The organism is Streptomyces sp. CA-243310, assembly GCF_050936775.1.
Classification (GTDB): domain Bacteria; phylum Actinomycetota; class Actinomycetes; order Streptomycetales; family Streptomycetaceae; genus Streptomyces.
This window is the reverse complement of the sequence record NZ_JBNJMF010000002.1, coordinates 72301-93457: the sequence shown is the minus strand read 5'-3', so window position 1 is coordinate 93457 and position 21157 is coordinate 72301. Positions and strand designations below refer to the sequence as shown.

Sequence of the window (21157 nt, the reverse complement as noted above, 5' to 3'; positions counted from 1 at the left end):
CATGCACCGGAGGCCATCATGACCGCCACCGCCACCGCCACCGCACCCGAGATCCACCGAGGTCTCTCCGGTGTCTTCGTCGACACGACCGCCATCTCCACCGTCATCCCGGAGACGAACTCCCTCACCTACCGCGGCTATCCCGTCCAGGACCTCGCCGCCCGCTGCACCTTCGAGGAAGTCGCCTACCTCCTCTGGAACGGTGAACTCCCCGACCCGGACCAGCTCCGCGAGTTCCAGGCCCAGGAGCGCGCCTTGCGCCCCCTGGACCGCACCACCTCCGAGGTGCTGTCCCGGCTCCCGGACACCTGCCACCCGATGGACGTGTTGCGCACCGCCGTCAGCTTCTTCGGCTCCGAGGACCCCACCGAGGACGACGGCAGCACCGAGGCCAACCGCACCAAGTCCCTCTCCCTACTGGCGAAGCTCCCCGTCGTCGTCGCGGCCGACCACCGCCGCCGACACGGCCTCGCCCCCGTCCGACCCGACCCCTCGCTCGGCTACTCCGACAACTTCTTCCAGATGTGCTTCGGGACCGTCCCGGCCCCCGAGGTCGTCCGCTGCTTCGAGATCTCCCTGATCCTCTACGCCGAGCACAGCTTCAACGCCTCGACCTTCACCGCCCGCGTCGTCACCTCCACCCTCTCCGACCTCTACAGCGCGGTCACCGCCGCCATCGGCGCCCTGAAGGGCCCCCTCCACGGCGGCGCCAACGAGGCCGTGATGCACATGCTGAACGAGATCGGCGACCCGGAGCGCGCCGCCGACTGGTTGGACGAGTCCCTGACGTCCAAGCGCAAGATCATGGGCTTCGGCCACCGGGTCTACAAGAACGGCGACTCCCGCGTACCGATCATGCAGGAAGCCACCGACCGCCTCGTCGCCCGCGCATCCGACCCCGACGTCACCCGGCTCGCCACCCTGCACGCCGCCCTGCGGCACGCCATGATCAGCCGCAAGGGCATCCACCCCAACCTCGACTACCCCGCCGGCCTCGCGTACCACCTCATGGGCTTCGACATTTCCACCTTTACGCCCCTCTTCGTGATGAGCCGCATCACCGGCTGGGCCGCCCACATCACCGAACAGCTCGAACACAACGCCCTGATCCGCCCCTTGAGCGCGTACAACGGTCCGGTTCAGCGCCCCCTCCCCTGAGGCCGGCACGGTCCCGCGGGAAATCGGGCAGCCGGCCCTTCCTGACCGCTGGTCGGCCCCCTCGGCTGGGCTCGGCATGGGAAGCCGCGATCGACGCGTATGGCCGGCACATCACCCCGATGCTGCGCGACGGACGCCGAACGCGTAGGGACTTGTTGTGAAAGTCCCGTCTTTCCCTCGGTCGAGCGGCGGGATCGTCGCGTCAGGTGCCAGGCATGCCGGGCAGCCCCTGCGGGGCCGGTCAGGTCGTGGTCGGCAGCGCGTTGGCGAGGAGGATCTCCGCCGCTGTCCGCGCGTGCCGGCCGTAGTCCGCCTCGTCCAGCACCATGGCGCGGCTGGCTGCGCCGTCCGCGAGGGTCACGAGTTGCTCGGCGAGGGCGGCGGGCTCGCGGCAGCCCAGTTCCGCCACGAGCTCGGCCACCAGCCGCACCATGAGCAGTTTCCGTTCGCGGGCGTAGGAGTGCACCGCGTTCCGCGGGTCGGGGAACTCCACCGCGGCGTCGATGAAGGGACATCCACGCACGGGATCCACGCCCGCCGGGAGCGGGTCGAACAGCGCGAGGATTCGCTCCCTGGCGGGGACGTCCTCGCGCGTCAGCGTTCCCTCCAGGGTGTGCCCCGTCGAGGAGAGGTCCTCGAGGTGGGCGAGGACAAGCTCGTCCTTGGTGCGGAAGTGCGCGTAGAGGGTGCGCTTGGACACCGGCGCCCGCTCCGCGATCTGTTCTATTCCGGTCGCGTTGATCCCCTGGACCGCGAACAGTCCGGCCGCGGCGGCCAGGATGCGCTCCCGGCCTCCGCGCCCCTGCCGTCGAGATGCCGTCGTCGCCGTTGTCGCCGTTGCCATGCCGCAAGTATACGTTCCCGTTTACTTCGGAGGTGTCCGTTGGTTACAGTGCCCCAGGTAAACGGTTCTGTTTACTTAATCGATCCTGGGGAGAGTTCCATGAGCGGTCCGGCCTTCACCCGAACGCGTACGAGCGAGGCGGCCACCGGCGGAACACGGACGGGCCGGACACGGACGGGCGAGTACGCCGAGCAGTTGATCCGCGGGCGCCGCGCGACCCGCGCGTTCCGACCCGACCCGGTACCCGAGGCCACTCTGCGCGCGGTCTTCTCCCTGGCCGGCGCCGCGCCGTCCAACTCCAACGCGCAGCCGTGGCGGGTCGAGGTGGTCGGCGGCGCACGGCGAGACCGTCTGGCCCACGCCCTGCGAACGGCCCGCGCCGAGCGACGCGTCACGGCCGACTACCCGTACTCCGAGGACATGTACGCCCCCGTCCACCGGGAACGGCGGGCCGCCTTCGGCGCCGATCTGTACGGAGCGCTGGGCATCGGCCCCGAGGACCATCAGGCCCGCGCGGCCTACGACGCGGAGAGCCTGGGCTTCTACGGGGCACCCCATGCCGCGTTCCTGTTCGTCACCGGCGACGGCGGGCCGCGACTGGCCGCCGACGCCGGCGCCTACCTGCAGACGCTGTTGCTGGCCATGACCGCGTACGGCGTGGCCAGTTGCCCGCAGGGCCTGCTCAGCTTCTACGCCGACACCGTCCGCGACCAACTCGGAGTGGACGAGGGGAAGCTGCTCGTGGGGATCTCCTTCGGCTACGCCGACGAGAACGCGCCGGTGAACCGGGTCGCGACCGGCCGGGCGCCTCTGGAGGCAACCACCACATTCCACATCTAGGGACTGGTGTGAAAGCGCTGGTCACAGCCACTCGTTGATGGCTGCGACCAGCACTGTCGCTTCGTAGCGGACGGCGAGTTCGTCGTACCGAGTGGGCTCTCCCCAAGGCGCCGGCGGGAGTGCGGGAAGGCGACTTCGGTGGCCCGTGTCCGAAGAGCGATCACGGATCCCCGCTGAGCGTTGACATGGCCCACGTAGGTGTCTTGACCAACCACCTTTCCACGGCCGGGTGTTAACCGACTCCATGCCGTCGCACACCGCTGACCAGGGGTTCCGGGGAAGCCCGCCGCGGCGGGGGATGGCCATCGGCCGCTCTCCCACGCCTGTCCTGTCAACGACCCCGCGTCGCGCAGACGGGTCCGCCCCCCGGTGCGCGCCGTGCGGCACCAGGTGCGGGGACCTGGTTGCGCGCGTGGGGGCCGAGAACTGGGCCTACTGGTGGGCTGCGCCGGACGACCCGTGAATGGTTTCCATGGCAAGGGAGGCTCGGGGGTATCCGACGTAGCCGGCCAGGAGCGTCATGAGAGCGGTGAGTGCTTCGTCATCGAGCCCGTGCTGACGGGCCAGTCGGAGGTGGGTGTCCAGGAGGTCTCCGGACACGCCTTGGGCGGCCAGCGTGGTGATGATGGCGATGGAGCGGTCCCGTGCGGTGAGGGCTGGGTGCGACCAGGCGGCTCCGCCGGCAGCCTGCAGCGCCTCCTCGGCGAACGGGAGCCCGACTCGCTCGGCGAAAGCGGCGGGGACCTCCTGTTCAGGCACGTCGAAGATCTTGGCGTAGGCCGAAATGCCGTGCTCCCGCCTGCTGCGCGCCTCCTGGTCGTCTGCGTTCGCTGAACCCGGGTGGGCCTGTGTGCTCATGGTGTCGGGGTCCCAATCTGCTCTGTTCACGCGGCCGGCCGGGCGTTTGCCTGCGCCGCGTCCCGCCATGCAGCGGGCAGGACGCGGTGGCCGGTTCCCGAGCGACAGGTGTTCGCACGGGAGTGTGCGGCTGTCTCAGCTCGTGGGGCCGGCTGCGTGGAACGCCTGGGCGGCGAGGCTGATCCATTCGGGCCGCTCCCATGTCTTCCAAAGCGAGCGGGCGGCCTTGTCGATCGTGGCCGCTGTCTCGTCCGCGGATGCGCCGCTTGCGCGCAGGCGCCCGGCTTCGTCCCGGACGTAGACCAGGTAGTCGCGTACGTCGCGGATCAGTGAGGTGTCCGTCACTTCACCGTGGCCGGGAACGACAATCTCGGCGTTGAGGGCGATGAGCTGATCGAGCACGGTGATCCAGCGCGCGCCGTCGACGTCGACGTCGTACGGCGGGAAGTACGGTGCGATCGGGAAGATGCGGGTTTCGAACAGGTCTCCGCCGAACAGCACCCGGTCGTCGATGAGTACGGTCTGGTCGGAGGCGGTGTGCGCCGGGCCGACGGTGCGCAGCACCGCCGTACGGCCACCGAGGTCGATTTCGGCCCGATGGTCGTAGACGAGGTCGGGGTCGACGAGCTCGACGCCCTCGATCTCGGCCGCGACGGCGGGACTCAGGCCCCTGAACATGTCGAGGTAGGCGGCGCCCTTGCGGTGCAGCTCGTCACGCTGGGCACGGTTGTAGACGATCGTGGCGGCGCCCTTGAATGCCTGCGCGCCGAAGCCGTGCTCGGGATGGAAGTGCGTGATGGTCAGGTAAAGCGGCAGGTCGCCGGCCAGGCGCCGGGCCTGCTCCAGGACGTAGGCGCCGTTGCGGGGGCCGATGCCGGTGTCGATGACCAGTGCGGCCTTCTCGCCCACGACGATGCCGACGTTCGGGACGAGCTCCACGCGCTGGTCGGGGATCACGAAGACGCCGTCGGCAATCTGGACCGGCTCGCCGTTTACGACCGGCGCCGGCGCCCGGCTCACGTCAGGCGCACCCTGCGGGTCGACGTTCCCCATGTTCCCCGTGTTCACCGAAGGTTCTGTGGTGCACATGCCCTACTCCAATCTAAGCAGTGTTCAGATGGCACTCGAATGTACCATCGATCTGAGCGTTGCTAAGATCGAGGTATGGCGAAACAGCACTACCACCACGGGGAACTCCGGACCGCACTCCTTGATGCCGCGGAGGCGCTGGTCCGTGAACGCGGCGTCGACGGCTGGTCACTGCGCGAGGCGTCGGCCCGTGTCGGTGTGAGTTCGAGCGCCGCCTACCATCACTTCGCCTCACGCGACGTACTGGTACGCGCACTCTCCGGGCGGGTGCTCTCCCAACTGGGCGAGCGCATGAGCCACGCCGCCGGCCTGGTCACCGATCCGGGGGCGAGTGTCGATCCCCAGCGGCGCCTGGTCGCCGTCGGCCGCTGCTATGTCCACTGGGCCCTGCAAGACCCCTCGGTTGCCCACCTCGCTTTCGGCGCCGGCACCTCCGGTCCCGGCACCGAAATCTCGCCGCACCCGCACGACGTCCTCGACGCGGAACTCGACCGGCTCGTCGAGGCCGGCGCACTGGCGCCCTCCGCTCGCTCGGGAGCCGACTTCGTCGTGTGGGCCGCCATCCACGGACTCGCCACTCTGCTCGCCGACGGGCTCGCCCAACTCGACAGCCAACAGGCCATCGCCCGCGAGGCGGAGCGCGTCGTCCGAGCCGTCCTCGCCGGCCTGGGACAGGAAACCGCACCGTCCCAGGACTGGCCGGCCGTACGCTCCACCCACACCGAGCGCCGCACCGAACGACAGGGCGGCGACTCCGCCATCCAGTCCCCGGCGAATGCACCAGCCCAGCCCGAGGACCGGCCGCAAGCCCCGGGCTGACGCCCGACGTGACGGCCACTGGCGTACCCGTCGGCGGTGGCATCCGGGGCGTGCGGCGACTCCCGTGGTGTGGACACTCTGACAGTCGAGGGGAGAGGTCTGTCCGCATCCATCCCGGCAGAACATGTCGACGGCGTCATCGGCGTCGATACCCACCGCGACACCCTCGCGGCCGCAGCCTTCAGCCCCATCGGCGCGGTTCTGAACAGCACCGATGCCCCTGCGAACACCCGCGGTTACCGGCGCCTGCCGGACTTCGCCCGCCAGCACATCCCCGGCCGCCGCTGCTGGTCCCTGGAAGGCATCGGCAGCTACGGCGCCGGCCTCGCGGCCTTCCTCGACCAGGCCGGCGAGCAGGTCGTCGAAGTCTGCCGGCCCAAGCTTGCAGGCGACCACGGCGGACGCAAGACCGACATGCTCGACGCCATCCGGGCCGCGGTGGAGGCCCTGGCCACCGAGCACCTGATCCAGCCCCGCCTCCGCGGCGAACGCGAGGCACTGCGCGTCCTGCTCGCCACCCGCCAGGGTGCGGTCCTCGCCCCCACAGCGGCGATCAACCAGCTCAAGGCCCTGATCGTCTCCGCACCGGACAACCTCCACGCCGAACTGCGGAAACTCAAGCGCCCGGCGCAGGTCACCCACTGCGCCCAGCTCGGCGACCGCCCCGCCCAGGACCTTGAACACCGGATGACAGCACGGGCCCTGCGATCCACTGCCCAACGCATTCAGGGCCTGCAAGCGGAGGCAAAAGATCGCGAAAAGGAGACCCTGACGCTGGTGAGTCAGACGGCCCCGGAGCTTCTCGGACTGCTTGGCATCGGGCCGATCACCGCGGCCCAGGTCCGGGTCAGCTGGTCCCGTCAGGTGAGGTCCGCTCGGAAGCAGCTTTCGCCTCGTTCGCAGGCGCCTCTCCGATCCCCGCATCCTCCGGACTCACCAACCGGCACCGCCTCAACCGCAGCGGAGACCGGCAGCTCAACCGGGCCATGCACACCATCACGCTGATCCGCATGCGCCTCGACCCCGCCACGAATCCGTACGTCGCGCGCAGGATCAGCGAGGGCAAGACCTCCCGGGACGCACAACTCCGACTGCAACGCGCGATCTCCGGGCAGCTGTTCAAGATCCTCGAAGGGATCGAGCCGAACGAAGGCGGGCAGCCCCACAACCTCCCCCAACGGCTTGACTCGATATAGCAGCCTCGGGGCTGTGAGCAGCCCGACGGACAGGATCTGGCACGGATCGCCCTGCGTAAAACGCCATCCACGGCGCCAGGTACAGCCGAGGCCCCACCCGCCGGCGGCGCTCGCGCCCCGTGGCGCCGGCGCGGCGGGCGGCAGTCTGCGCCGCTGGAGGTGACGGTCGCCGAGGCGGTCGAGCACTTCGGCAGGCCTGTCCCCGAGAGCAGCGCCGTGGTCATCCAGTGGCCGGTGCTCACCGACGACCTCGCCACCGGCCTGGTCGCCGTCCGGTTCGATCCGATGCACTTCCTCGGACCGCCGCTGGTGGCCTTCGGCGGACCGCCTGATCGTGGTGGGTTGCGTCGAGGCCACGGGCGCCGCCGGGCAGGGCGATCCGCTCCCCTTCCACGAGGGCCGGTTCGGCCGCTTCAGCGACTGAACGGGCCGACCGGGCATGGCCCGAACGGGCTTTGACCCTGCGGCCCGATGTTCCTCCGGGCATTCACTACGTAAGCTCCCGGAAGGGGAAGGACATCTCGACGTCCCTCCCCTTCGGAAATGCTTCGGATACGCGGGGATTTGACTTGATATTGAACCTCATGCGCCGCACGCGCGGCGCGGTCGCCGTCACGGTAGCCACCGGAACCCTCCTGGTCGCCGCCTCGACGGTCTCGTCGGCGGCTCCGGTCGCCGCACCTCCCACCACGGCCGCCGGCGCGATCCTGATCGACGGCGGCACCGGGGCCACGCTCACCGGCAAGGCCCCCGACACCCAGCGCCAGGGTGCGAGCACCACCAAGATCATGACCGCTCAGATCGTGCTGAGGGCGCCCGGTGTTGACCTCAACAAGAAGGTCACCGTCAAGAAGGAGTACGCGGACTACGTCGTCCGTGAGGGCGCGAGCACGGCCCATCTCAAGGTCGGGGCCACCCCGACGGTCCGCCAGCTGCTGTACGGGTTGATGCTGCCGTCGGGCTGTGACGCCGCCTACGCGCTCGCGGACACCTTCGGCAAGGGCGCGACCACGTCGGCCCGTACGGCGGACTTCATCGCGCAGATGAACGCCAAGGCCAAGTCCCTCGGCATGACCAAGACCACGTACGACTCCTTCGACGGCATCTCGCCGACCGGGAAGAACCTGACGACCCCGCGCGACCTGGCGAAGCTCACCCGGTACGCCATGAAGGGCAAGGTCTTCCCGCAGCTCGTGAAGGCCACGACGTACAGCACGGGCGGCACGTCCACCGACGCCACCTGGGGCAACAGCAACCTGCTGATCCGGGAGCGCCCCACCGGCTACGCCTACCCCGGCGCCATCGGCGTCAAGACCGGCACCGGCACGGCCGCGGGCAAGTGCATCGTCTTCTCCGGCACCCGCAACGGCAAGACCGTCATCGGTGTCCTGCTGAACGACGAGGAGCGCTACCCGGACGCGATGAAGCTCATGGACTGGTCGCTCGGTTCGGCGGCCGGCTCCGGGGCCGCGCTGCAGCGCAGCAACACCGACCCGATCCCGGACGTCCTCGACTGACGGTGACGCGGTTCACGGCTCCTCCGTCGGCGGGTGCGAACCCGCCGACGGAGGAGCCGAGCCGTTTCCGGGCGGCTCACAAGGTGAGCACCCCCCGAGCCACCCGCCCGCGGTGGGCGCATCGTTCGCCGCTTTCGCGAATTCCATCACCGGACCGGGACCAGCGTCGCCGTACCGCGTCACCCACCTTCGGCGCGGATGAAGCGTCCCCGTATCACCCTGCCCGTTCGGGTCGCTGCCGGCGGCGATGCCGGTAAGGCTAAGTGGTCGGCTTCGGAAGTCCTTCGGGGGTTGACTCTGACGTCGGCTTCACGTCGGTCTCGAGGGCAGCTGTCGAGAGTTGATGGCACTGGTGGAAGCGACCACCTGGCGATCTGAGGTGACCCAGAAACCTGCCTGTCGGACTCCTCAGCTGTGGGCCGCTGGCGTCCGTGGGTTCGGGTCAGTGGTGCGGTGTCGTCCGGCTGCGGTAGGAGTGCGCGGCGATGAGAAGGCCGATTCCCCATACCAAGAACTGTGGGATCCCGTAGACGACGATCCATCGGCTGAAAATGCCGGGGTCGTTCCACTGGATGCCGGTCAGGATGGCGGACCAGACGGTGTACAGAAGCAGGAAGGCCGCGACTGTTAAGGCTGTGTAGGCCAGTGTCCGTGGCGGGACTCTGCGTCCCGCCGCAAGCGGCATCCAACTCGGGAACACCAGCCCCCACGGCCGGACCAGGCTCAGCGCCAGGACGCCGGCCATCACGGCCAGCGCGCACAGCACGAACAGGTAGGGGCCGCCGCCGACGGCGTACCAGTCGCGGAACTTGCTCTCGTCGGCCCACAGCGGAATACCGAGTGCCCACACCGCGTGCAACGGGATGAAGCCGACAGTCGCGGAGAACGCAGATGCGTAGGCGGCCCTGACGGCCCGCCGTGACGGCAGCGGAACATCGACTACTGCGGGTTCGGGGCGAAGAACGGCGACCTTGGACATGTACGGACCCTCCCGGAACGGGCAACGAATAGCGTGCTCACGTCGCACTGTTCCAGAGACCCTCCGACCTCCACATCCGCGCTCAGGTCGACGACCACTCATGCCTGAGAGCGACTCCGGCGTCGGGTTCCTCCCCCACGGAGGGGAGGCCGGGCTCCAGCCATCGGCAATCCTCTTCGCAGTTGTCCCAGGCGTCTGGCCGCTGTGTATGCGCGGCGTGTCGCGCGGGCCAGCTTCTTCCGAGGCGTCAGGCTGCGGTTCGTCGTGATCCACTTCTCTCGATCGGCCTGTCTGCTATGGCCGTTGCCGCCGCCCGCCCGATATCTCCGACGGCCGCCGAGCGGCACCGGTTGAAGAAGGCGGCTTGGGGCCACAAGACACCCCACCAGCTGCGGCAACGCGCTCACATCGTCCTGCTGGCTGCGCGTGGGCGTTCGAATGCGGCCATCGCTGCCGAGATGGGCGTGCACCCGGACACCGTCCGCCGCTGGCGCGGCCGGTTCGCCGACCAGCGACTGCCGGGCCTGGCCGACCGCAAGCGATCCGGCCGACCCCGCTCCTTCACCGCCTTGCAGCGCGCCCAGGCCAAGGCGCTGGCCTGCCAGCTCCCCGCCGAGACCGGAGTACCGCTGTCGCGCTGGTCGTGCCCCGAACTGGCCGTCGAACTGGAAGGCCGGGGCATCACCGGCCCCATCTCGCCCTCCACCGTCCGCCGCTGGCTGCGCGAGGAGGCGATCAAGCCCTGGCAGCACCGCTCCTGGATCTTCATCACCGACCCCGCCTTCCGTCCCAAGGCCGAGCGCGTGCTGGACCCGTACGTCATCAGCGCGGACGAGAAGACGTCCGTCCAGGCCCGGTGCCGCTGCCACCCCACACTCGCCCCAGGCCAGGCCCGGGCGATGCGCGTCAACCACACCTACGGGCGTGGCGGCGCGCCGGCCTACCTGGCCGCCTACGACGTCCACCAGGCGAGGGTGTTCGGCTGCACCGCGCCGCGCACGGGCATCGACCCGTTCATGGCCCTGGTTGCCCAGGTCATGAGCCAGGAGCCGTACGCCAGCGCGAAGCGAGTGTTCTGGATCGTCGACAACGGATCCTCCCACCACGGCCAAGCAGCCGCCGACCGACTGGCCGCAGCATTCCCGAACGCGGTGCTCGTGCACACCCCAATACACGCCTCCTGGATGAACCAGGTCGAGGTCTACTTCTCCGTCGTCCAGCGCAAGGTCGTCTCACCCAACGACTTCACCGACCTTACCCAGGTCGGGGACCGGCTCCGAGCCTTCGAAGACCGCTACAACGCCACAGCACAGCCGTTCCAGTGGAAGTTCACCACCTCCGACCTGGACGATCTACTGGCCAGGCTCGACCGGCACACCGCCGATCACCCCGAAGAATCCTCGCGCCGCCTCGCCGCCTGATCAACCCCCGAAGGACTTCCGGGAGCCGACCACTAAGGGATTCGGTAGCGGTGGTGGAGGATCGTGATCGTGTCGGTCCGCACGCTGTCGGCCTTACGGGGCAGGTGTCGGCTGGCGTGGTCGGCCAGCCGGCTGTAGAACGGGTGCATACGTCCCGACTCATCGGTGATCAGGGTGGTGAGCACAACTGGGCGTTGAGGCCTCGCGCTGCGCGGACGAGCAGTCGGCCTGACTCGACGAAGCACCTGCACCTGACCGGACTCCGCCAGTTCGACCAGACCCTTGACCTGGGCACACAGGCTGATGAAGGGCCCGTCTTCCCCAGCCGGGCGCGTGCTCCAACACGTCCCGAACACCGTCCCGAACACCATCGACGAGGCCTGCCACGTCGACGGGCTCGGGACCGGAAACGGCGGGTGGCGTACGCGTTGGCGGGCCGGGCAGCCGGGAGTCACGCGGTGTGGGGACGGACTGCTGGAAACGGACGACGTGGGAGCGGACAGCGCGGGAGCGCCCTGCCATGCCTGGATCTGGGTGCGTTGGGAATCGGTGAGCCAGCTGGATGCCTCCTGCGTGGCCTGCGAGAGCTGGTCGCGCCGGCAGACCGATGGCCGGCAGACCGATGGCCGGCAGGCGAAGTTCGATGCGGAATGGCGGGCGCCACGTGGGCGACCCCGAGGAGATGCCGGCCCGTTGCCTGCCGCTGCAGTTCACCGCGGAAGGCGAAGCCCTTCGACAGCCGTGTCGAACACGGGGCGGTAGCGGTTCCATTGCACGTCTGGTGCGGAGAAGTAGACGACGTACTGGGTGTCGGACGCGTCCGTGAGTGCCACCTCGACCGCACGGAACTTTTGTTTCCTGCCGTCGAAGGTGAATTCCCAGTAGCCCGCGGGTCTGCCGTTGACCGTGCTGGCCGCCATCCGTACACGCTCGTATCCGGGATTGTCGCGGCGCGTTTGTGCCTCTTCGGTGGTTCGCCAGTGTTCCAGCGGGTCGGATCCGGCGAACGCGGCGACTTCGACCCGCAGTCCGACCAGGTCCGATGGATCGATGAACGCGATTGCGGCGCCTGCTTGTTCCTTGCGTGTCCAGTCGACGGGTATGGGCAGCGATAGGCCGCCGCCGCCCTCCTGGAGGCGGTACCCGGTTGGGGGCGCCGGTTCCGTCGTGGTCTTCGCCCCTTGCGTACGGGGGGCGGAAGGGGCACCCGAGTGCACGGTAGGCCACAGCAGTGCGGCGGCGGTCGCACAGGCTGCTGCGGTGACCAAGCCTGCGGACCACAGGACCGTACGCCGTCTGCGCCCGTTCTCGACGCTGCGACGTGGGGGGCGCGCAGCCCGATGGGAGCGCGTGGTCGCCGATGCGGAATCCTCGACGACCTTTTCGAGTGTTGCGCGGCGCAGCACGCGTTGGGTCTCGTTCAGATCGGTCCGCTGCTTCGGGTTCTTCGCGAGCAGTCCTTCGATGAGGGGCGTCAGCGTGCTCGTGGAGCTCTGCGGGCGGGGCGGATCGCTCACGATGGCGTAGGCGGTTTCCATCACGGCTTCGCGTTCGAAGGGATGGTGGCCCTCGACAGCCTGGTACAGCGTCACTCCGAGGGACCACAGATCACTCGCGGGCTCCGCGCTGGTGCCGTGCAGTCGTTCCGGAGCGAGATAGGCGAGAGATCCGATCAGCTCTCCGGTTCTGGTCAGTGTCTCGGTGCCGCGCTGAGCCGCAATCCCGAAGTCGGTGAGTACGATCCGGCCGTCCTGCCCCAGCAGCACGTTGGCGGGCTTGATGTCGCGGTGCAGCACTCCGATGTCGTGCGCGGCGCGCAGCGCGGCGACCACCGCCAGACCGATCCGGGCGGCCTCAGGCACCGGGAGGATGCGCCGTTCTTTCAAAGCGTCGTCCAGCGTTATGGAGGGGATGTACTCCATGACGATGCACGGCAGGCCCTCGTCCTCGACGACGTCATGTACCACGATGACGTTCGGGTGGGTGATGCGCGCCGCGCTGCGGGCCTCTCGGCGCGTGCGTTCGTGCAGAGTGTGGATCGTGGCGTCCGGAAGGTGCGGTGGGACGTGGAGCTTCTTCACCGCGACGTCCCGGCCGAGGAGTTCGTCCTCGGCTCGCCAGACGGTTCCCATGCCTCCGCGGCCGACCTGCTGCACCAGCCGATACCGGTCGGCCACAAGTCGTCCTTGATCAGACACTGTCCCATTTCCCCACGGTCGCACATTTCTCAACAAGTTTGGACGGCAGCATATCCGTGCGGTCCACCGGCTACCAAGGCCTGGTGGGTTGCAATCCGGGGCGTCTCGGCTGACCGCCTGATCACGCACGTCCGCGCACGGAACACCGAGGGGTCCGCTTCGCCGTCGAGCGGGGGAGTCCTGCCTGGTCTCATGTGGGACGTCTTGCCTCCGGCCGGACCTCGCTGCCGCTCCAGAGGGTGCCGGCGTGCAGGGGCCGGATCGGGTGAAGGGCATGCCGCTCGCTGTTCCTCTGCGCGTGGCGGGTCGGCGGGCGGGGAGCGTTGGTCCGGAGCGGGCGGATTACGTTCCGTTGTCCCTGGGCGAGGTCGATCGCCTGCCCGGCCGCGCTCCGCCTCGCCGCCACCCCTGTCTGCGTGCGGCGATGGCCTTTCAGCGATCGGCCACCCAGCGTGCGTCGGCCAGGTTCCCGTGCCAACGATCTGCTTCGGCCAGACTCGGGACAGTTCAGCGGTAGGTCATGCGGTCGATCAGGAAGTACTGGCCGCCGGCCTTCACCAGTTTGATGACGTGGACGCCGTACCGCAGGTCGTCGATGGTGAAGACGCGTTGTTGGGCGTTGCGGGTGGCGGCGGTGGCATTGACCGTGCCGCAAGGCCGGCCGTCGACGAAGACCGCGATCGCGCCCTCGTCGCTGTTGGTCTCGGTGACCACGTCGGCGCCGGTGCCGGTGAAGGTGGCGGTGACGAAGTCGCCGTCGGTGGTGGTGTAGTGGACATCATCCTGGTGATCCCCGAAGCCGCGGGCGGTGTGGCGGTTCCAACTGCCGGTGTAGGCGAGCGACGGGTCGTCGTCGTTGACCGAGCGGTCGAGTTGGAAGCCGTCGATGGTCGCGTGTCTGCCGCCGTTCTTGGCCAGCGTCAGGGTGTGGCTGCCATAAGGCAGGTTCTGCGTTCGGTAGATCACGGCCCGGGCCTGTCGTGGCCCGGCGGTGTGGGCGGTCACGGTGCCTGCTGCGGCGCCGTCCAGGGTGACGGTCAACGGGCCCTGGTCGTCGGAGAGCTCGCCGAGCACCCGGATGCCGGTACCGGTGAAGGTCACCGTCACGAAGTCACCGTCGGTTTGCGTGTAGTGAACATCGCCGGCCAGGTCGCCGTACGGTCGAGTACTGGAGACGCCCCAGTTGCCGGTCCAGGCAACGGCGACGGGGGCACCCGTCAGCCCGCCGGCCGGTTCGCCGTCGTTGAGCAGGTCTGCCCGCGCTGGCATCAGGGATCGGTAGGCGGGTTCGAGACCGCTCGCGGCGGCGATGTCACGCGCGACCTGCGGCCAGAGACCGTCACCGACGACTGTGGTGTCGGTGACGGAGACGTTCGTTCCCTCGTTCCGGATCCGGTCGGTGTCGGTGAGATTGTCGTGGATCGTGATGTCGTGGATTGATCCGGTCCATTCGAACGTCCAGTGGCCGCCCACCTGGCTAACCACGTTGCCGTGGGTGTTCCAGTGGGAACTGCCCTCGTCGTGGTACAGCCCCTGGGCCCCGCCGGTGCCCGAGGCGATCGTCATCACGTTCCCTGCGACGGTGGACGGCGCGGATCCAGTCGCGTCGCCGTTGCCCTGACCGCCGAGCGTGTAGATCGCACCTCCGTCGGTGAGGGTCCGCATGGAGTCGTGGATGGCGTTGTTCAGTATCCGGTTGCCGCCGGAGTAGATGCTGCCGCGTCGGTTGCCCGGTGAGGCCCAGCCCCAGCCCCAGCCGAGCGAGATGCCGGAGTACGGGGTGTGCGCGATCTCGTTGTGGGCGAGTGTCACGGTCCGGGAGTTGCCGACCATGATCCCGACGGCGTCCTCGTACTCGACACCGATGTTGAAGATCGCGTTGTTCGAGACGATGTCGCCGGACGTCATCCGGGCGGTGTCGGTGAGGTAGTAGTCGTCGACCTCGCCGACCGACACGCCACCGCCGGACACGTCATGGATCCGATTGCCGGTCACCGATGACCCTTGCGTGCCGTCGGCGAAGTCCACCGCGAGGCCGCCGACATGGCTGATCTCACCGCCGGTGATCTTGATCTGCCGCCCTCGACGGATGGAGACCGCTCCGGGAGTGCGAACCACCTCGGCCGATGGTCCGGACCACAGCACGCCGGCCTGATTGTCGGCGTAGCCCTCTGCGCTTCCGGGCCGCAGCCAGGTGGCGTACGAGAAGGTGACGCCCTCGAAGGTGATGTCGTGCACCGGGGCGAGCGCGTCCGGTAGCACGGTGAAACCGTCGACGGTCAGGAACCGGCCGCCGGTCTTGACCAGCTTCACCGTGTGCCTGCCCTTCGCAAGGCCGGTCACCGACGCGATGACCTGCTGGGCCAGCCGAACGGGGCCGTCGGCAGACGACCGGGCGGTCCGAATGCCGTCGACGTACACGTCGAAGCCGCCTTCGTCGCCGTTGGTCTCGCCCAGGACATCGACCCCGGTGCCGGTGAACGTGTAGGACATCGAGTCGCCGTTGACGGCGGTGGCGTGCACGTCGTCGGCGAGGTCGCCGAAGCCGCGCCCCGCAGCGACCGCCCAACTGCCTGCGTAGACGGCGCCGGCCGCGCTGTCGTTGACGGGGGAGAGGTGACCTGGGGTGCCGGACGCGTTCACCAGGCTCTCCAGTACGGGCAGTTCGACGTCCGCCGTGGCAGGGTTCTCCCCACTGCGCGGGATGTAGTAGACCTGCGGCGTCCCCGCGCCGCTGACCGATCCCGTCCGGTCCAGGTAGAACTGCCCCGGGCTGTGCAGCAGTTCATGGGCATTCTCAAGCCAGCTGATCGAGTCCATGCTCACGCTGCCCGCGCCGTTGAACGGGAACCCGGGGTTGGGCGATGCCGTGGTGTTGCCCCAGCACGGCTGCGCCACGTACAGGTTCGAGCCGCCGAGGGAGCCGATGCCGGAGAGCGGGCACCGTAGGTGCTTCCACTCCTTCCGGGCGATGACCTGGACGTCGGATGGGTTGTGCCAGGTGCTGTACGAATCGTCCGACGTGGTGAAGCCTGTGGACGTCTTGGCGAAGCCGGCCGGATTCGCCACGGACCGGGTGCGATCGGCGCGCTGCCCGTTCACGTAGAGCTGCAGGCCCTGGGCATCGGCGGGGGCGGGCGCGCGCCAGATGTTCTTCGCCGCGTCGACCTGGACGAAGCCGGTGATCCGTTTGGCGCCACTCAGCAGCGGCTGCTCGCCCGGGTAGGCCTGGTAGATCACGGTGTGCCCGCCCGTGCCCGAGTCGGCGGGGCCGAGCTGGAACGGAGCGGACAACCGGTAGGTCCCGCCCCGGAGCCGGACCACGAGATCCCGGGTCATGTCGGCGACCAGGGTGCGGACTTTGTTGCGGGCGCCCGTAAGGCTGCACGGAGCGGACAGCGTACAGGCGCTGCCCCCTCCCGACGGAGAGGCGTACAACGTGGTTCCGGCGGCCGCCGTTGGCTGCGACGTGGATCCGATGCCGGTGGTGGCGAGGAGTGTGGCCGTCACAAGCGTGAGCGCTGACATCGAGTAGCTGGGCGCCCTCAGGCGGACCGCGTTGCCTCTGAGACAAGTACCCATGAGTGACTCCGTAGCGAGTGGGAGGCAGAAGGGCGCCTGGGCATCCGGCGGTGAGCATGCGAGGTTGCGCGCGGAGGAGATGTGCGCGGCCGGTCGCATCCGGGATCTACCAGGTCACAGCGTCAGTGCGGGAATGTTGGATCGGTCAGGCCCGATCAGGTACGACCAACATGTTCACACACATGAGGTGCACGTCGTTCTTCGGTGGAGTGGTCTGCCGCGTGTGGGGGAGCGATGGGGAAGTGTTGAGGTGAACGTGCTCGTCGGCAGCCATTTCGACCTCGGAAGTCCTATGGGGTTTTCGCTCCCTCCGCGTCAGGCACTTGATATGTTTGCGTTAACAGCTGATGTTGGACGAGTGTCGGGCTGCGGCGCGGCAGTGTCAAGGGAGCCGGCGGCGAGGCTCGTTGAGTGCGTCGCCGCCGTGTGAACGTGCAGCCGGCGGACAGCCTTCGGGCCGTGACGGATCGCGTGCGACTGTCCCACTGCCTGCGGCGCCGGGGGGCCAGGCGCTGAAGACGGGATCCGAGCCACGTTGTCGATCAGGTGTGTGGACGTCATTCCCGCAAGGTGTGGTCGCTGCTCTCTTGTTCGCAGCGGTCACCCGCATGGATCTCATGGAGCGCCGGCGATCATCACCGGGGCGGGCGGCCCTCGGGCACGGATCAAGCTCCCGGACTGCGAGGATCGCAAGGGCGTAGCCTTCACCGCCCGCGCCTGGCCGCGCGAACCATCCGCACCTTGGCCTGTGGTTATCGCCCCCGAGAGAGAGGGAGTTGGGACGGATGAAGTAGAAGGATCGGAGTCCGCCGCGGCTTTGCCGGTTCAGCTGCGGGGTCCGACGGGCGCCCCCGGCACCTGGGTTGGGTTGGGGGGCTCCTGCGCCCGGCTCGCGGTATGTGTCCCGGGGGCGAGAGGTGAAGGACATGGCTGCCGTGCCGCCCGCCGGCTACTGCCCCCACAGCAACGCCTTCAGACGGATCGTCACCCATTCCGGACAAGCCGGTGCGCACTGGATCCGACGGTGTGACGCACCTGAACGTCACGACCGGATCTCGGCCTTCCGAATGCTCTTGACTCTCTGTCCGGATGGCGATGTCATATGCCATCACGTGTGAACCTGTGTGTTTGTGAGTGATTATGGTTTGGCGCGCGGGTCCTTGGGGGGCGGGTCGGTCACCCTTGGTTTCCGGGCATCGGGCCGCACTCATGCAGGGCACCCCCGCACCACCCTCATCTCAAGGACGGTTCATGTTCGAGCGTTTCAGTCGCGGACGTCGGGTCGGCGCGTCATTGGCGGCCGTGTTGGTGGTGGGGTTCGGGGCGACCGAGGCCGTCGCCGACCGTGCGTTGACTCCTGTTCCCTTCAAGGACGGGTTCGAGTCCGGCACCACGGGCGCGTTCAAGCGCAAGGGTATCGACGGGACGGGCGCCGTGAGTGTTACCGCGGCGCCCGGGGGGCGGGGCGGCAAGGCGGTCCGGTTCGTCATGCCGGATGACGGCAAGTCCTACCGCACCGAGATTGCCACAGAGCGTGTGCCTTACGGGAGTTACCGGTACACGTTCGCGAACTACCTTCCCGCCGACTGGATTTCCTTCGAGAATCAGACCATCGTCTCCCAGTGGCACGGTGGGACGGGCACGAACCCCGCGGTCGTCCTCGCCGTCAAGAACGACCGCTGGACGATGGTCGTCCACTCGAAGGTGGGCTCACAGCCGCTGAGCGAGGCCAGGTACGATCTCGGCCCCGTGCGGCTGGGACGCTGGAATCAGTGGTCCTTCGACATCACCTGGTCCACCCCCGCCGCCCCCACCGCCGGTTCCATCACCGCGCGGCTCGACGGGGCCCAGGTGGGATCGCACCGCGGCCCCAACAGCTACCACCAGGACACTGCCCCGTACCACAAGATCGGTCTGTACCGCCCCAACTGGCAGGCCTGGAAGGGGCACAAGGCCGGTGGCACTCCGGCGGTGGTGAACTACTACGACGACGTCAGCATCACCCCGATCTCCCCGGGAGCCGCCGTGCCGCCTGCCTCGGCCACCTCCCAGGCGTCCCCGGGCGCCACGGCGAAGTCCACGCCGAAGCTGCCCGCCGCATCGGGAGCCGCTTCGGCTCCGCCATCGGGGTCGGCCCCGGCAACCGGACCGGCGACGCCGGGCTCCGCATCCGACGCCGCGGACGAGGTCCCGGTGGACACCGGCACCGACACCGACAACGACGCCGCCCCCCTGGCCGAGACCGGCGCCTCCGGCCGAACCCCGATCATCCTCGCCCTCGCCAGCGCGCTACTGGCCGCCGGCATCGTCTTCGTGCTCCGCAGCCGCGCCAAGACGGGGCGGCGCCGGACGGACGGCTCCGGAGGGTAGCCCGAGGCGCGGACGAGCCTACCGAGGCGCCCCGCCCCTCAGGCTGTTGAATCGTGTTCGGTCGTATCGTCGGGTGGCCGGGCGCAGAAAGGGGACTGATTGCGCGTCTTGGGCGTCTCAAGTCGTGGAGTCGGGTGACGGGGAACCGGCGTGATCGTGACTTTGATCGAGACGATCATGTTGCTGTCGTTCGACGACGAGTCTGGTGCGGTGCGTGAGCGGCAGGCCTGCCCGTGGGCGGTTGAGGGCGGGATTGTTCTCGATCTGGTGCCGGCCGGCCGTGTATCCGTGGACAACTCGGCTTCCCGACAGGCGCGGACGCCTACCGCGTTGAGCAGAGCGTGATGTGCCGGCTCAGGGCTGAGGGACACCCCGTGTTCCTCAGCGACGGGCAGATGCCGATCGGCGGCTACAAGGAGACGTTCGACGCGACCTTCGTATCCGTTGAGCGGCTACTCGCGCTGGCGGAGGCCGGGAGCACGGGAGACGCGCCTGTCTGCCCGCTCTCCGCTGCAAGGTCACATCGCTGCCGGTTCATGATCATCCCTGACGGGCGGCGCACAACCTGCGATGGCCGCCGGGAGGAGGGCTCCGGCGGCCACAGCGGCAACGGTGCCAGGAACGCGTCAAGAGTTCGGCGCGTGGTGTGCCGGGAAGTCTGGTCGGCGTTCGAGGGCCCGTTTGCCCTCTTAGTCGTCGGCCGGGCCCTGCGCGCCGGAATGGGCGTGGGCAAGCGGTAGGTAGCAGGTCAGCGCCCTCTGAGAGTTCCGGCAGTGCTTCCCGTGCGCTCGCGCAACAGGATCCGCAGGGTGTTCGCGTGCTCGTAGCCGACCTTGCCCGCGATGGCGTCCATGGGCAGGTTGGTGGTGCGCAACAGGTGCGATGCGTGTTCGACGCGCAGGTCCTGGACGAAGCGCACGGGGGAGGTGCCGAGGGTACGTCGTACGGCCCGCTGAAGGGTGCGCTCGCTGATGCCGAGGGCGTCGGCGGCGTCTGACAGGGTGATCGGCTGGTTGAGGTGTTGCCGTGCCCAGCGTTCGAAGGCGGAGACGACCGGATCGTGTTGGGCGAGGGCGCCGGCGATGGTGTACGCCGACTGGGAGGGCCGTTCGTCGACCACCAGGTACCGGGCGATCAGCTCGGCCAGCACGGGGCTGGTCATCCGGACGATCGCGAGCGCGAGGTCGACGTGTCCGAAGGCCGCACCGGCCGTCGTCACACCGTCCGACGTGGTGACCATCCTGCTCTGGTCCACCGTCACTGTCGGGTAGCGCTCACGGAAGACGGGCGCGAGCCACCAGCTCGTTGTCGCCCGTCGCCCGTCCAGGACACCCGACTCCGCAAGGAGGAACGTGCCCGTGCACGCGGAGGCGATGTGCGTACCCCGGCCGAGGGCCTGTGCCACCAGGTCTCGTACCGGCGCCGACTCGGGCCCGGAGACGTGGGAAAGAAGCGCGTCCGGCCGCCGCTCGGCGAGGGCGGGCACGAGCAGTAGATCAGCCGCCCCGGCGCCGGCGGCCGGCTCCGTCGCGACCATGTGGCCCATACCCGTCCGGATCCGGCGTCGGAAGCCGACGGTGGTGACCTGCCAAGGGGGTGGTGGCTGGGGAAGCTCGTCTCTCATCGCGTTGGCGCTGTGCAGCACGTCGAGGACCGCGGAGAGCCCTGAGTCGAACACTCCGTCGTAGGCCAGCACTGCCACGTCCATGTCGGAAACGGTATCAGAGTCGTCGTTTCCGCCACTCGGCTCTTCCTGGTGGCGGCCTTAGGTTGGAGATGCCGCTCGGAACCGGTGGCATTCCACGGAAACCGGCGGATAACTGATGAAATCCTTCCAACCCTGACGGACAGGGACAGCCGCACAGAAACACGGAGTGACACACGATGAACATTGGTCTGTTGGCCAGGATCGAAGCCAAGCCCGAGTACGCGGACAAGGTGGGAAGCGATGCTGCGGGATGCGGTGCGGCTCGCCAACGAGGAAGCCCACACCATCGCCTGGTTCGCGTTCCGAGTGGACGCCACCACATTCGGCGTCTTCGACACGTTCGAGAACGAGGAAGGACGCTCAGCGCACCTCCAGGGCAGGATCGCAGCCGCGCTGATGGACGCGGCCGAGACCATGCTGAACTCGGCTCCCGACATCCGCCCGATCGACATCCTGGCAGCCAAGCTTCCCTGACCCCCTGACCCCCTGACCCCCTGACCCCCTGACCCCCTGACCCCCTGACCCCCTGACCCCTGTGCCGACCGGTGGGCGAGGACGTGCCGTGGAACAGACGCACC

At 68.7% G+C, this 21157-nt stretch carries 18 protein-coding genes; 11 read left to right on the top strand and 7 right to left on the bottom strand.

Translation table 11 applies throughout. The features are described from left to right. Positions 1-18: 18 nt before the first annotated feature. Positions 19-1158, top strand: coding sequence for a bifunctional 2-methylcitrate synthase/citrate synthase (locus ACQEVM_RS17935; protein WP_433080209.1), 1140 nt, complete (start codon positions 19-21; stop codon positions 1156-1158). 241 nt (positions 1159-1399) lie between these two features. Here the strand turns inward: ACQEVM_RS17935 and ACQEVM_RS17930 are convergent, their stop codons facing one another. Further along, on the bottom strand, positions 1400-2002 hold the full coding sequence (locus ACQEVM_RS17930) for a helix-turn-helix domain-containing protein (RefSeq protein WP_433080207.1): 603 nt from the start codon (positions 2000-2002) through the stop codon (positions 1400-1402). A gap of 99 nt (positions 2003-2101) precedes the next feature. On the opposite strand from ACQEVM_RS17930, the gene ACQEVM_RS17925 reads away from it, so the two are divergent. Then, on the top strand, positions 2102-2842 hold the full coding sequence (locus ACQEVM_RS17925) for a nitroreductase (protein ID WP_433080205.1): 741 nt from the start codon (positions 2102-2104) through the stop codon (positions 2840-2842). A 432-nt stretch (positions 2843-3274) separates the two neighbouring features. Here the strand turns inward: ACQEVM_RS17925 and ACQEVM_RS17920 are convergent, their stop codons facing one another. Together ACQEVM_RS17920 and ACQEVM_RS17915 are read right to left on the bottom strand one after the other, a co-directional pair. Next, positions 3275-3700, bottom strand: a complete 426-nt coding sequence (locus tag ACQEVM_RS17920) for a carboxymuconolactone decarboxylase family protein (RefSeq protein WP_433080203.1) — start codon at positions 3698-3700, stop codon at positions 3275-3277. A gap of 135 nt (positions 3701-3835) precedes the next feature. Continuing rightward, positions 3836-4753 carry an MBL fold metallo-hydrolase gene (locus ACQEVM_RS17915; RefSeq protein ID WP_433085243.1) on the bottom strand — a complete coding sequence of 306 codons (918 nt, stop codon included), beginning with the start codon at positions 4751-4753 and terminating at the stop codon, positions 3836-3838. Between the two features lie 111 nt (positions 4754-4864). Between ACQEVM_RS17915 and ACQEVM_RS17910 the strand changes: the two genes are divergently transcribed. From ACQEVM_RS17910 to ACQEVM_RS17895, 4 genes are all read left to right on the top strand, one after another. Beyond that, entirely contained in the window at positions 4865-5608 is a 744-nt protein-coding gene (locus ACQEVM_RS17910) for a TetR/AcrR family transcriptional regulator (protein WP_433080201.1), read from the top strand. Positions 5609-5677: 69 nt separating this feature from the next. After that, on the top strand, positions 5678-6613 hold the full coding sequence (locus tag ACQEVM_RS17905; protein WP_433080199.1) for an IS110 family transposase: 936 nt from the start codon (positions 5678-5680) through the stop codon (positions 6611-6613). Further along, positions 6523-6804, top strand: coding sequence for a transposase (locus ACQEVM_RS17900; RefSeq protein ID WP_433085241.1), 282 nt, complete (start codon positions 6523-6525; stop codon positions 6802-6804). Before ACQEVM_RS17905 ends, ACQEVM_RS17900 begins: the two co-directional genes overlap by 91 nt. Positions 6805-7388: 584 nt before the next feature. Further along, positions 7389-8321, top strand: coding sequence for a D-alanyl-D-alanine carboxypeptidase family protein (locus ACQEVM_RS17895; protein ID WP_433080197.1), 933 nt, complete (start codon positions 7389-7391; stop codon positions 8319-8321). 442 nt (positions 8322-8763) lie between these two features. On the opposite strand, the gene ACQEVM_RS17890 is transcribed toward ACQEVM_RS17895, so the two are convergent. Then, positions 8764-9300, bottom strand: a complete 537-nt coding sequence (locus ACQEVM_RS17890) for a hypothetical protein (protein ID WP_433080195.1) — start codon at positions 9298-9300, stop codon at positions 8764-8766. Positions 9301-9596: 296 nt separating this feature from the next. Between ACQEVM_RS17890 and ACQEVM_RS17885 the strand changes: the two genes are divergently transcribed. Continuing rightward, positions 9597-10721 carry an IS630 family transposase gene (locus ACQEVM_RS17885; protein WP_433080193.1) on the top strand — a complete coding sequence of 375 codons (1125 nt, stop codon included), beginning with the start codon at positions 9597-9599 and terminating at the stop codon, positions 10719-10721. 710 nt (positions 10722-11431) lie between these two features. Here the strand turns inward: ACQEVM_RS17885 and ACQEVM_RS17880 are convergent. Together ACQEVM_RS17880 and ACQEVM_RS17875 are read right to left on the bottom strand one after the other, a co-directional pair. Continuing rightward, positions 11432-12898, bottom strand: a complete 1467-nt coding sequence (locus tag ACQEVM_RS17880) for a serine/threonine-protein kinase (protein ID WP_433080191.1) — start codon at positions 12896-12898, stop codon at positions 11432-11434. A gap of 528 nt (positions 12899-13426) precedes the next feature. Next, positions 13427-16258, bottom strand: coding sequence for a hypothetical protein (locus ACQEVM_RS17875; protein ID WP_433080189.1), 2832 nt, complete (start codon positions 16256-16258; stop codon positions 13427-13429). 1494 nt (positions 16259-17752) lie between these two features. Between ACQEVM_RS17875 and ACQEVM_RS17870 the strand changes: the two genes are divergently transcribed. From ACQEVM_RS17870 to ACQEVM_RS17860, 3 genes are all read left to right on the top strand, one after another. Then, on the top strand, positions 17753-18871 hold the full coding sequence (locus ACQEVM_RS17870; protein ID WP_433080187.1) for a heparin lyase I family protein: 1119 nt from the start codon (positions 17753-17755) through the stop codon (positions 18869-18871). 150 nt (positions 18872-19021) lie between these two features. Continuing rightward, entirely contained in the window at positions 19022-19216 is a 195-nt protein-coding gene (locus tag ACQEVM_RS17865) for a GPP34 family phosphoprotein (protein WP_433080185.1), read from the top strand. A 29-nt stretch (positions 19217-19245) separates the two neighbouring features. Next, a complete protein-coding gene (locus ACQEVM_RS17860) occupies positions 19246-19611 on the top strand; it encodes a hypothetical protein (protein WP_433080183.1) in 366 nt (121 codons plus the stop codon). Positions 19612-19619: 8 nt separating this feature from the next. Here ACQEVM_RS17860 and ACQEVM_RS17855 read toward each other — a convergent pair whose 3' ends face one another. After that, positions 19620-20579 carry a GlxA family transcriptional regulator gene (locus tag ACQEVM_RS17855; protein ID WP_433080181.1) on the bottom strand — a complete coding sequence of 320 codons (960 nt, stop codon included), beginning with the start codon at positions 20577-20579 and terminating at the stop codon, positions 19620-19622. 240 nt (positions 20580-20819) lie between these two features. Here ACQEVM_RS17855 and ACQEVM_RS17850 point away from each other — a divergent pair, with 240 nt between their 5' ends. Beyond that, positions 20820-21053, top strand: coding sequence for a putative quinol monooxygenase (locus ACQEVM_RS17850; RefSeq protein ID WP_433080179.1), 234 nt, complete (start codon positions 20820-20822; stop codon positions 21051-21053). Positions 21054-21157 lie beyond the last annotated feature (104 nt).